Raw genomic sequence first — 12018 nt, 5'->3', positions numbered from 1 at the left:
AAGTTTACACCTCATTAGCTGATCGCTTTATTTATATACAATTTTCCGAAAGTCAGTGAGCTTCTGCTATGGTCAAAGCCCCAATAACTCACTCCTACCAGTGGCTCTAACTTTACCAAATCTTGACAGTTATAGCGTGTTAACTCATGTAGATTCAACATACATTCAAGAAGAGAATAATGATGTGAATCTGTGCTGTTAATACCGATACAGTGTACTATCAATTCCTAGACAAAATAGATGAGTTACCAAGTTCCGGTCAAAGTTCCCTTCGTTTCACTAGCTCAACAACACGGACCTATTCAAACCGAGCTAGAGCAGGCAATTCAAGCTGTAGTGCAGCAGGGAGATTTTGTTCTCGGTAAAGCCTTGATCAATTTTGAGACAGCATTTGCGGCTGCTTGTGGTGTCGAATACGGTATCGGAGTGGGATCTGGGACCGATGCGATCGCACTTGGATTACAAGCCTCTGGCATTAGTGCTGGGGATGAAGTGATTTGTCCTGCTAACACCTTTATCGCTACAGTGATGGGCATCATAGCTGCTGGTGCTACGCCAATTTTGGTGGATTGCAACCCTCGTACTGCCCTAATTGATCTCGATAGTGCCAAACAAGCAATTACAGCCAAAACCAAGGCAATTGTCCCTGTGCACCTTTACGGTCAGATGGTATCTCCGAGTGAGTTAATGGCATTTGCTGATGCCCACAACTTACTAATTTTTGAAGATGCAGCACAAGCTCACTTAGCAAAGCGAGAGGATTATTATGCTGGTTCTGTGGGCAAGGCGGCAGCATTTAGTTTCTACCCGAGTAAAAACTTGGGTGGCTTTGGTAACGGTGGCATGGTAATCACTAATGATGCTACGGTGGCAGAAAAAGTGCGATCGCTTCGCAATTACGGAGCACCTCGCAAATATTTTCATACCGACATCGGCAAAAATAGCCGTTTAGATACGTTACAAGCTGCTATCCTCAATGTCAAACTGCCTTATTTGACTGAGTGGAACCAGTCACGCTACTGGGCAGCTGCGCAGTACGACAATCTACTCAGGGCTTTGGAAGGTCAGGGGATTGTGCCCATAGAAAACCACAGCGGGCCAGGTCATGTCTACCACCTTTACGTGATTCGGGTAGGTCAACAATGTCCCTTTAACCGACAGAGCATCCAAGATGCTCTTGCCTCAGTGGGAATTCAAACCGGTATTCATTATCCGATCCCTTGCCATCTCCAGCCAGCTTACAAGTACTTGGGATATCAAGCCGGTGACTTTCCCCATACCGAAACTCTGTGCAATGAGATTTTATCTCTACCAATTTATCCCAACTTGAGCAAGGAGCAGATTGACCAGGTAGTTGATGGGTTAGCTAACTTATTCGAGGTGCTTCAGCCATTAGTTATTAGTAATTAAACTATGCAAATTGGACGCAAAATTCCTATTGCCATTGATCGCTATCTACTGGACGGTTGTATCATCGCTTTACTAGTCATTATTTATGGTCCTGTGCTGATGCATTGGTATAATGGCTGGCTCAACAAAAGTATCAGCATTACCCATGAATACTTTAGCCATGGTTTGATTGGGCTACCGTTTGCTGGCCATATTGTCTGGACAAACCGACGACGGTGGCATAAGCTGACTGATACAGCGCATCCCTTTGGTGTAGTCTTACTGATAATTGGAGGAGTAAGCTATCTTAGCGGTCAATCAGAACTGGTAAATTTATCGTTTCCCATAGTTTTAGCTGGTATGAGCCTATGGTTAAAAGGGATTGGTGGCTTTAAGCTGCAAAGTTTTCCCCTGCTGCTAGTGGCTTTGGCAACTCCAACAGCAGTTCCCTATTTGATTGAACCTTATATCTTGCCCCTACAACGTTTTATTGCTGGGATGGCTGCCTTTATTCTGACTCAGTTTGGGATGAATGTCAGACTCGAAGGGATTAACTTGTTCGTAAGTGACCGAATTGTGGAGGTAGCGCCCCACTGTGCTGGTCTTAAGATGTTATTTACTTCCCTGTATGTGAGTTTGATGTTGCTTTACTGGAGCGGTGCTATTGAGTCACGCCTAAAGACTATTTGGCTGTTATCCGGTGCAGTGGTTATAAGTGTTAGTGCTAATATTGTCCGCAATAGTGTGCTTACCTTTTTCCATGGCAGTGGTCAAGATCAGGCATTTCATTGGCTCCATGAAAGCTGGGGCGGTGACCTATATTCAGCGATGATGTTAGTGATGTTGGTTCTATTAATGAAGTTCATTGAAAAATACTTCCCCTCAGACAGCCAACTTGACCCCCTTGGGTAACCATCAAGATTAAAGGTTATAGTTTTTAATTATTGGGTGAGGTACACAATTTTAAAATTTTAGGGAACAGGGAATAGGAAAAAAAATCTGTGTACCTCATAATTATGATAAAGACTATAGAATGATGAAATCAGTAAGTTTAATGAAGTTAATCCAGCCCTGGCAAATCTCCAGGGGAGTCTTACTGGTGTTGCTGTTAGTCTTGGTAATAATCGGAGCAGTACCAGGTTACTTGACAGGAAACTGGCCTTGGGCAAAACTGCCACCAGTGACTAACCTCCAACAGATAAAAGTTATCCGCAAGACGGGAATAGAACTATCTGACTGGCAAACTGTTGAGCAACAAACCATCAGGATTGGCGGCCATAAATGGTCTTTGCAGTTCATAGAGCAGGATCAGCAAAAACCAGTGTGGTTATTTTTGCTTCCCCAAAATGGTCCTAAATCCCAGCCACAGGTAGAATGGGAAGATATTAGCGGATTTATGAGACAACGATTGGGACAATGGAAGACGGATTCTTATAGTCAAATCAAGTTTGTGGTCAACGGATCTGATGTTGAGGGGAACACCCAGGCGGATCCGACCATCACAACCCAGCCCAAAAGCCACCCCAAAAGTGTTGTTAACGCCCGTTTCTTTCGTGCCTGGAATCAGCGGCAAACCTTTGCGATAGTACAATGGTATGCCTGGCCAGAGGGTGGTAATCCTGCTCCTAGCCGTTGGTTCTGGGCTGATCAATTGGCTCAGTTACACCGGAAACGGGTCCCTTGGGTTGCGGTGAATATCCAAATTCCCATAGAACCTTTGGGTGATCTTGAAAATTATAGGCCAATAGCCGAATCTCTCAGTAAAATGCTTCAGACTGCTTTGATGAGCGATCCTTTTGCGGAGCAAGCTAGTAGTATTAAAAGATATAAGGATCAAGGCTCAAAGATGAAGGCTCAAGGATGAGGCATCAAGGATCAAGGATGAAATCGGTTGATTGCTGGAACACTTAGGGTTGACTAAAACGTTTATCGACAACTAGAAGTTAAACGTAAGACTTGCCTCTTCAGACTTTCTACTTGCCTCTTCAGACTTGAGATTTCAGACTTGAGATGATACGTGACCATTGGAAAATGACAACTGACACCCACAGATTTGGTAACCAAGTTCTGAATTTATCTTTGTTTGGGGGTACCGTCTTATTCTCGCTGGTTAGTTCTGGAGTTTGGGTCAGCCCTGGTTTGGCTAAGCTTGTCGGAAATTTACCGACATCGGTAGACAATATTGGGGATGGGATTAGCGATCGCGCTCAGCTGCCTACGTTTAGTTCCATGGAACGGGAAACAAGGGAAACTGTTGAATCAGGGGAAAGGGAAAGGACTGAACTGGAAACCTCTGAAACCACCCCTGAGACCACCCCTGAGACCACCCCTGAGACCACCCCTGAGACCATAGAGGTAACGGAAACGTTGCCACCTCCACCACCGTTGAGCAACCCTGAACCGGTCTCAGAGGAGAATCGACTGGAACAGTTGGAGGAAATGTTACCTCCTTTGGGCTACCCAGAGACTCTGTCAGAGGTGAGTCCATCTGATGAATTTAATCGCCACTACCTAGGCCGAGAAGATGTAATCGCAGTGAGTGTGACCAATTTTCCGAATCTGGCTTTTCAAAGTGCTATTGATTCTGACGGAAATATTGTGGTACCACTGTTCGGTAAGCTACGAGTGGTGGGACTTACTCTAGAGGCGGCTCAAGATGTAATTCAAAATGTCTTAAATGAATTTGTGATTGATCCTGAAGTAGTTGTGAGCCTACTGAGTACACCACAGGTTCAGATTACGGTGAGTGGTGAGGTGTTTCGACCAGGCTATTATCCCCTGGCACCAGGAACTCAACCGAATCAAGCCCTTACTGCTGCGGGTGGTACTACTACGATTGCTGATTTGCGGACTATTTTGATTCGTCGTAAGTCGGTGGTGAATAATTCCATCATTGAGCGAGAAATTGACTTGCTGACACCGCTGCAAAATGGAACAACTCCATCGGAATTGAACCTCCGGGATGGGGATGCTATTATTGTGCGAAAGTTGGAGGTGGGTAATACTACCGATTATGATAGGCAGCTGGTAGCTCGTTCTAATCTAGCTCAACAACAAATCAGCGTTCGAGTGTTGAGCTATCCTAATGGCACAATTGGTAACTTGACATTAGCTAATGGTAGTACGTTTATTGATGCCTTAACAGCAATTTCTCCTAACCCAGATGATGCTGATTTGGATAGCATTGCCTTAATTCGTTTTGATCCAGAACAGGGCAAAGCAGTTACTCAAAAACTAGATGGGGAAAAGCTACTAAAGGGTGATGTTTCCCAAAATGTGCCACTTCAAGATCAAGATGTGATCGTGGTGGGTCGAAGTCTTGTTGCTAAGATTTCTGCCGCTCTGAGTCTGGTGACTCGACCCTTTAGTGATTTTCTGGGATTCCAGAACTTTTTTGAGGAAATACAAGACCTGTTTTGAGGAGGTAAGGGTATGACTGGAGCAGAAACCAAGTGAAAGCTCTCCCCTAGTGGGTTAGCTTTTCCATCGACAGCACAAAAATCTCCGGATACCTTAATGAATGGACAGAAAACTCCAGTAGCTGTCTCGGTTTGTAACTGCTGCTGAGAGTCCCTGTTGACTCAGCGGTAAAAATAGGAATAGGCTAGAGGATTTTTTCGATCACTGCTGCCTTAACAATAGCGGAAACTACTTATGACTCCCCCTTTTGTCACACGTTACCTGATTGCTCTCAATCAGCATAAGTTAATCGGCTTTGCCACGTTTTTCCTGATTACTGGCATATCGGGGATTGTTGCCATACAGCCAACGCCAGCTCCTATTTACCGAGCTGAAGGTCGCTTGGTATATACCACTCCTGTGAAGGTATTTTCCCAGACAGGGGTACAGATTTCAGAACAAGGTAAACAAAGGGCGACACCGGAAACGCTGCTGGCAGACAATGTGGTTAAGGAAGTAGCAGCTGGGATGCAAGTCAGCTCCAAAGACATTGTTAAAAATACAGTGGTGAAATTGCCAAAGCCAGAAGGACCACAATTTATTTCGGTAATCTATAGGGATAAGAATAAGGAAATTTCTGCAACCATCGTCCAAATGCTGATGGAGAAAATGGTGAAACAGAGCCGTTTTATCAACACAGCACAACTAAGACGGATTATTGAAGTAATAGAAGAACGTTTGCCTAAGGCGGAGCAGGAACTAAGGGAAGCGGAACAAAAACTGGAACAGTATGACCGTGTACAAGGACCAGCTTTATTTGCTGCTCAAGATGGGACGTTAGTGGGTGGGATAACTGGTAGCCAACAGCAACAACGTAGTCTGGAGATACAGCTAGAGGGGGTTGAGGCTCAATATTCTAGCCTAATCGAACGGCTAGGTTTGACCCCTGACCAAGCCTACACGTCTTCTGCCCTTAGTGCTGACCCGATTATTGCTAGTCTGCGAGCTCAGATTCTGGATACTGAGACACAGATGGAACTTCTCAAGGGCCAGTTGCGTCCGCAACATCCAACCATGATTGAGTTGCGCAAACAGCAGCAGACTTACGAGACTTTACTTCAGGAACGTGCTGGTGAAGTTCTCGGTGGTAATGGGTTTACCTCTCCATTGCCCAGTCAAATCCGCCAAGACAGTACCCTCGACCCGGCACGGCAGGCACTGGCTAATCAGTTGGTAGCTCTGCAAACCCAGCGGGAAGCACTTCAACGGCAGTTGGCAGCTACCGAAAGAACGGAACAGGAACTAAGACAGCAATATCAGCAGCTGCCCAATAAGCAGCTGGAGCGAGGGCGACTGGCTCAGCAAGTTGCTTTTAAGCAGGAATTTTACAATCGGTTGCAGGCGGCATTAGCAGATAGCAAAATAGCTGAGGCAGAGACTGAGAGTAGTCTTGCGATCGCTGGGATTGCAGAACCGAGAGCACTTCAGGCCCAGACAGCAAGTAATCCGATCGTTACTTTGGCAATAGGTGGTGTAATCGGTATTGTTGTAGGTGCTGGTGTGATTCTGCTGCTATCAACTCTGGATAATACTTTATACACGCCAGAGGATGTTAAGCCCATACTTCGGGACAATGGTGTGCCATTACTGGGGGATTTACCGACAATCGGTCTCAAGTCCTACCGGGGTGAAGCTGCTATCATAACCCAACCAGAGGCTTTGGAGTTGGAGTTCTACGAACGGTTCCGCACTAATCTTCGTCTGCGGGAGGAACCTGCGGTAAAAGTGGTGTTGGTAACTAGTACAGCAGGGAATGAGGGAAAGACGATCGTGGCTTACAATTTAGCGATCGCATCTGCCCAGGCCGGTATGCGTACTCTGTTGGTAGAAGGGGATTTGCGATCGCATTCTGTAGCTCAATCTCAAGACGTGATTCACCTGATGGACGCGCCACTGGAACCTTTGCGCTTCTATGGCTCTAAGAGTGAATGTATTCATTTAGCCCAAGATTTTGAAAATCTCTCGATTCTCCCTAGTCTCGGTCCCCTGCGCAAAGCTGCGGGGATCCTAGAATCGAGTGAAATGAAGCATTTGCTGGAAGATGCTCGTGGTCGCTTTGATTTTGTTGTAGTTGATTCGCCTAGTCTGTCTCGTTGTAATGATGCCCTATTACTACAACCATTTACTGATGGGATTGTGTTGGTGACTCGACCAGGCTATACCCAGGGAAGTATTTTATCTCAGGTGATCGAAGAGTTAGATGAAAACGAGGTACTGTTGGGAGCAGTTATCAACGATATCAAGCAGCTACAACCCCCTGTTCCTGTGGATACTGGCAGGGGGTATCCAACGGTAGATGCTCCTGTGGCTCAAACTCCAGCACAGAACCATAAAGTTACTAGTGGAGTAGGGAGTAGGGAGTAGGGAGTCGGGAGTCGGGAGTCGGGAGTCGGGAAAGAGAGGGAGGTGTGGGAGGTGTGGGGAGATGGGGAGATGGGGAGATGGGGAGATGGGGAGTCAGAGGTTGTAGGGAGTAGGGGAGATGGGCAGATAGGGAGATAGGGAGATGGGGAGATGGGGAGTCAGAATTAGTATAAGAACGGCTATAATTATCCAGAATTGCTTGATTCAGTAATACTAAAGTAGTGGGCTTTTTTTATTTGTAACTGATAGACTTGAAGCAAATCATAACGTGGTTAATCTATCAGCTTATGGCTTTATCTAAGGTAACATTAATCGTGACTCAGAGGGAGCGGTTTAGTTTAACAAAGCCTTCCCTGGACAGTATTATTGCTGATTATTCCTGTTATCCTTTTGACTTAATCTATGTAGACGGCAACGCTCCATCATCTGTGCATGAGTATCTGCAACAGCAGGCAGATAAACACGAATTCATGACTTTGATCCATCGCGGACGCTATTTGAGATCGAATGTTGCTCGTAACATAGCTCTACCGTTTGTTAAGGATGCGGATTACATTGTTTTTATTGACAATGATGTGATTGTAGAGCCTGGTTGGTTAAAAGGTTTGGTTGAGTGTGCTGAACAAGAGCAAGCTGGTATCGTTGCTCCCCTAATTTTACAAGGGCAACCAGGGTCTCCTGATATTGAGGTACATGTTGCTGGGATTAAAACCAAGTTTCACCAAAGAAAGCATGGTAAAAAGTGGTTTGAGCAAAAGCAGTTGCTCTACGCTACTAAATTACGGGATGTTGAGCAGGATTTACGTCGCAGCCCAGTAGATTCTATTGAGTTTCATTGTATCCTAGCTCGTCATTCTCTGATCAAGTCTATTGAACTGGATGAAGTCTTTGATAGCTTGGCGAGTCATACGGATTTATGTATGCAGGCAACGGATTTAGGCGAGACAATTTTCCTGGAACCTAAATCTAGAATCACTTTCCTCAATCCTCGACAGATCACTCGGTTTGACCAGGATGATGTGCCATTTTATGTATTTAAATGGAATGAACAATCTGTACGAGATGTGTTCTCTCGTCAAGTCAAAAAGTGGAATTTGGCTAAAGATGATCCTTCAATGTGGTCGATTTGGAAGTGGGTGATTGAGAATCGTCAACTCCCAGCTAAGTGGTCAACTCAAGAGGGAAGTTTCGAGAGAAAGTTATTGGAGTTCTGTCAGCGTCGCTGGTGTCCAAGTTGGCTGCGCACACTGTTAGAATCCTATGTGATTAAGCGCGCATTTCCTGAGACTGGGATTGCTGACAATTTAGTGGAAAATGTCAGCAGTAAACCTTCGGTGACTGTGTAGGAAATAGGGAATAGGGAATAGGGAGTAGGGAGTAGGGAGTAGAGATCCCCCCTAACCCCCCTTAATAAGGGGGGAACCTTAATCAGGGGGGATATTATTACCTTAAAACCCTCTTTACTTTTGCCTATTGCCTTAATTTGTGGCCAATACTATCAGATTTGGTAGAGATTTTATTGATGCAGTCTCTACTTTTTTTTGATTAGTAAATCTGGGTTAAGTGATTCATCCTATGGTGGCCAGTGCTTATCAATCCAATGGCAAGGTTTGAAATCTGTCTGATCCACTGCCCACCCTACATTTACTCCTTTAATTGAGCTGTATAATCATTATGATTCATCCGATGGTGGGCAGTGCCTATCAATCCAATGGCAAGGTTTGGAATCTGTCTGATCCACTGCCCACCCTACATTTACTGACTATGAGATGCACTCTAGCCGATTTCTAATATCCAAAAACTTCAACTGTCGATAAAGCATAGAAATCATGGGCAAATCAACTCCCGCTTTCTTTGCCATCCGCAAAGGATTGCCGACAATTGCTTCAACTTCCAAGGGTCTTTTTCCATCATAATCCAGTTTAATACTGGTTAAATAAGGATTCATGTTTTCGGTATGGTCGAGCATTTTTTGGATAAAGCGATCGCCTAGTATCCGCCCGCAACTCTTTGCCCCTGCTAGCACTTCCTGCATTATTTGTTCTGCTAAACGCCGCGTATCGGCATTGGCCATAATTTCATCTGTTCTAGCATTTAGAATTACGGAAAGACTATTATAAGGAATATTCCAAACTAATTTTTTCCACCTAGCTAAGAGCAAATCTTCGTTCAACTCAATAGGAATTCCTGCAGTGTCAAAATCCCTAGCAATTTCCCTGATTTCTTCTGTAATGCCAGCAGCTTGATAGTTAGCCGCATATTGCCCTAGGATAATACTACCATAGTCGATGTGATTAATCTGGCCTTGTCCTACTTTATTAGAACAGATAATAGACAACCCACTGATTAGGGTATTATTTCCTATAATTTTGGCAATTTCTGGTTCGACGTTTATACCGTTTTGTAAGAGCAATACTATGGTATTTTTGTTTATTAATGGCGGCAATAGCTCTACTAATATATGATTTTGCGTCGCCTTTAATGCCACTACAATTACATCGCAATTGGGCATTTTTTTGACATCGTTATAAGCATCTACTTCCGGCAGAGTAAAATCACCATCTACTGATTTTACAATTAAACCGTTTTCGGCAACATGGTGGTAGTCGCTACGGAGTAAAAAGCTGACTTGATGACCGGCTTTTTGCAGTTTGGCACCGTAGAATCCGCCAATAGCTCCGGTGCCGATAATTCCATAGGTTCGATTTGACATTTTGAGAAGTATAACGATTATGATGAATCCCATGGTGGGCAGTGCCTAGCAACCCGATGGCAAGGTTTGGGATCTGTGTGATCCACTGCCCACCCTAGATCAACTTATGATTGATCCGATGGTGGGCAGTGCCTAGCAACCCGATGGCAAGGTTTGGGATCTGTGTGATCCACTGCCCACCCTACATCAACTACATCAACTAGAGCGATTGCATCAATACAATGGCTTTTTATTTTGTTGAATCCCTTGCTATTTAAGGGGTTAAGCTCATTTAAACTACTCATTTACTGTAATCTGTCTAGGATAGCCGAGAAAAGTTAAGATTAGTTTAATAATGATTAGTTTAATATTGAATCGCAGTTGCTCCCCAGGAAAACCCGGCAGCACTACTAGCTAAAACTACTAAATTACCAGGTTTTATTTTCTGCAATTCTATAGTCTTAGCCAAACCCAATAAAGTATCTGTTGCTCCCAAATGACCGCAGTTTGTCAAGGAAATAAATGTATTTTTTTCAGTTAAGCTTAGAGCTTCAAGAATCTTGGCTAATAAGCTTTTTTTGATCTGATTGGTAAATAAGAAATCTATTTGATTTAGAGAGAATCCACTTTTTTGCAATGCAGTGGTGATTACTTTTTTATAATTTTTTAAATAAATTTCTGATAAAGTGTTTTCTAATTGATTGGGATCCTCTATTTTTACATAATTAAGTGCTAAGTCAATATTTTCACTTTTTACAGGCAATTTTGTCCCTCCCAAGGGAACTCGAACCAAATCAGCTAATTTGCCATCAGTTATACCATAATAGGATAGAATTTTGTTGCTAGACTCTCCTTTTTTTAGTAAGGCTGCGGCGGCACCGTCGGCGAAAAAAAGAATAGAATTACTATTTTTATCCGAGTAATTAACCAGCTGGGATAATTTATCACTACAAACAACTAAAGCATAATTTGAACTATTATCTGCCAGCAACATGTTCCGGGAAATATTAATACCTAAGTTCCCGCTGTTACAGAAATTTCTAATTTCAAAACTATGAGCATTGTCAGCACCAATGGCAGCTTGAATTTTTGCTGCCGGAGACCAAAATCGGTAATCGTAATATCCTACCCCGCAATAAGCAATTAAATCTATTTGTTCTGGTTTAATTTTGGCTTTTTTGATCGCCGACATTGCTGCTTTAATTCCCATATCGCTGGGATGTTCGTCTTCGGCAGAAATTGGTTTTTTTTCCATGCCTATTTTTTCTTTCAAAACCCACAGGGGTATATCTGCTAGTTTGGCGATCGCCTCGCTAGTCATAACTCCCGAAGGAATATAATAGCCTATAGCTGCAATACCGACTGTTGTCTGATTTTTATTGTTTTCAATCATCTAGCTTTTATTAGAACTAAATACTTAAAGAGCGTTCGCTCTTAGCGGAAGCTCCGCTTCATCGCGTAGCGTGACGTTCCGTCAATCGCATTTTTTGGATACTGCCTTTAACTCAATCATGATATCACCAAAACAAAAAAAATACTCAGATCTCTTGACCCTATTCCCTGTTACCTACTCCCTAAAAATTTGTTACAAAAATTTAAAAAATATGCTACAATTAAAGATTATTTGTGTTATTCTAAAAGAGTGGTTGGTAAAACTTCCACCTCAAGAGCTAGCCCGGGAAACCGTTCAAATTTACGGGCTAGCCTTGGGTCCCCTATGACAGGAGATACTTTTATTATGACGTATTCTGAACGCCTTCATCCATGGGTAATTGTTCGGCTATTACCCGAAATGCAGCGAGTTGTTGTTGGTCGGTTCCGCAATCGCTCTGATGCCGAAGGACATTTGAAAGCTCTTAAACGGCTGATGCCGGATGCTAAGTTTGTGATTGTTTTTGATGTCGCTAATAATCCGGTGGAGGAGGAATCGTAGGGTTTTACTTTGGTAAGCGATCGCACAGGGAGCAGGGAGCAGGGAGCAGGGAGCAGGGAAGAGTTAAGAGGAAATAGGTCAAAAATCCTGTGTACCTCATAGCCATAAGAAAGGCTATAGTTTAAAAATTCAGCTATCAGCTTATGTGCTACGCACACGCGTGCGCGTTCAGCTATCAGCC

9 protein-coding genes are annotated in these 12018 nt (G+C 43.8%); 7 read left to right on the top strand and 2 right to left on the bottom strand.

What is annotated here, in order from left to right; genetic code table 11:
• Positions 1-240: 240 nt before the first annotated feature.
• The 6 genes from BJP34_RS22695 to BJP34_RS22670 all read left to right on the top strand — a co-directional run bounded on the left by BJP34_RS22695 (position 241) and on the right by BJP34_RS22670 (position 8558).
• A complete protein-coding gene (locus tag BJP34_RS22695) occupies positions 241-1410 on the top strand; it encodes a DegT/DnrJ/EryC1/StrS family aminotransferase (RefSeq protein ID WP_070394303.1) in 1170 nt (389 codons plus the stop codon).
• Between the two features lie 3 nt (positions 1411-1413).
• Positions 1414-2301, top strand: coding sequence for a cyanoexosortase B (crtB, locus tag BJP34_RS22690; protein WP_070394302.1), 888 nt, complete (start codon positions 1414-1416; stop codon positions 2299-2301).
• 142 nt (positions 2302-2443) lie between these two features.
• Complete coding sequence (locus BJP34_RS22685; protein WP_229423971.1) at positions 2444-3253, top strand: cyanoexosortase B system-associated protein; 810 nt, start codon at positions 2444-2446, stop codon at positions 3251-3253.
• 167 nt (positions 3254-3420) lie between these two features.
• A complete protein-coding gene (locus BJP34_RS22680) occupies positions 3421-4809 on the top strand; it encodes a polysaccharide biosynthesis/export family protein (protein ID WP_070394300.1) in 1389 nt (462 codons plus the stop codon).
• A gap of 234 nt (positions 4810-5043) precedes the next feature.
• Complete coding sequence (locus tag BJP34_RS22675; protein ID WP_070394299.1) at positions 5044-7212, top strand: GumC family protein; 2169 nt, start codon at positions 5044-5046, stop codon at positions 7210-7212.
• 314 nt (positions 7213-7526) lie between these two features.
• On the top strand, positions 7527-8558 hold the full coding sequence (locus tag BJP34_RS22670; RefSeq protein ID WP_158517394.1) for a glycosyltransferase family 2 protein: 1032 nt from the start codon (positions 7527-7529) through the stop codon (positions 8556-8558).
• A gap of 416 nt (positions 8559-8974) precedes the next feature.
• Here the strand turns inward: BJP34_RS22670 and BJP34_RS22665 are convergent, their stop codons facing one another.
• On the bottom strand, positions 8975-9925 hold the full coding sequence (locus BJP34_RS22665) for a putative 2-dehydropantoate 2-reductase (RefSeq protein WP_070394297.1): 951 nt from the start codon (positions 9923-9925) through the stop codon (positions 8975-8977).
• A gap of 343 nt (positions 9926-10268) precedes the next feature.
• A complete protein-coding gene (locus tag BJP34_RS22660; protein ID WP_070394296.1) occupies positions 10269-11297 on the bottom strand; it encodes a 3-oxoacyl-ACP synthase in 1029 nt (342 codons plus the stop codon).
• 345 nt (positions 11298-11642) lie between these two features.
• Between BJP34_RS22660 and BJP34_RS22650 the strand changes: the two genes are divergently transcribed.
• On the top strand, positions 11643-11837 hold the full coding sequence (locus BJP34_RS22650; RefSeq protein WP_070396831.1) for an SPOR domain-containing protein: 195 nt from the start codon (positions 11643-11645) through the stop codon (positions 11835-11837).
• The last annotated feature ends 181 nt before the right edge of the window (positions 11838-12018 follow it).

Origin of the sequence: Moorena producens PAL-8-15-08-1 (assembly GCF_001767235.1) — a bacterium.
In the GTDB taxonomy this organism is placed as follows: Bacteria; Cyanobacteriota; Cyanobacteriia; order Cyanobacteriales; family Coleofasciculaceae; genus Moorena; species Moorena producens_A.
The sequence above is the reverse complement of the archived record's forward strand: the minus strand, read 5'-3'. Positions and strand labels throughout refer to the sequence as shown.

Coding starts and splice junctions, on each gene's coding strand:
- BJP34_RS22675 (WP_070394299.1), top strand. CDS start 5,044: ATGACTCCCCCTTTTGTCACACGTTACCTGATTGCTCTCAATCAGCAT.
- BJP34_RS22680 (WP_070394300.1), top strand. CDS start 3,421: ATGACAACTGACACCCACAGATTTGGTAACCAAGTTCTGAATTTATCT.
- BJP34_RS22685 (WP_229423971.1), top strand. CDS start 2,444: ATGAAGTTAATCCAGCCCTGGCAAATCTCCAGGGGAGTCTTACTGGTG.
- BJP34_RS22650 (WP_070396831.1), top strand. CDS start 11,643: ATGACGTATTCTGAACGCCTTCATCCATGGGTAATTGTTCGGCTATTA.
- crtB (WP_070394302.1), top strand. CDS start 1,414: ATGCAAATTGGACGCAAAATTCCTATTGCCATTGATCGCTATCTACTG.
- BJP34_RS22665 (WP_070394297.1), bottom strand. CDS start 9,925: ATGTCAAATCGAACCTATGGAATTATCGGCACCGGAGCTATTGGCGGA.
- BJP34_RS22695 (WP_070394303.1), top strand. CDS start 241: ATGAGTTACCAAGTTCCGGTCAAAGTTCCCTTCGTTTCACTAGCTCAA.
- BJP34_RS22660 (WP_070394296.1), bottom strand. CDS start 11,297: ATGATTGAAAACAATAAAAATCAGACAACAGTCGGTATTGCAGCTATA.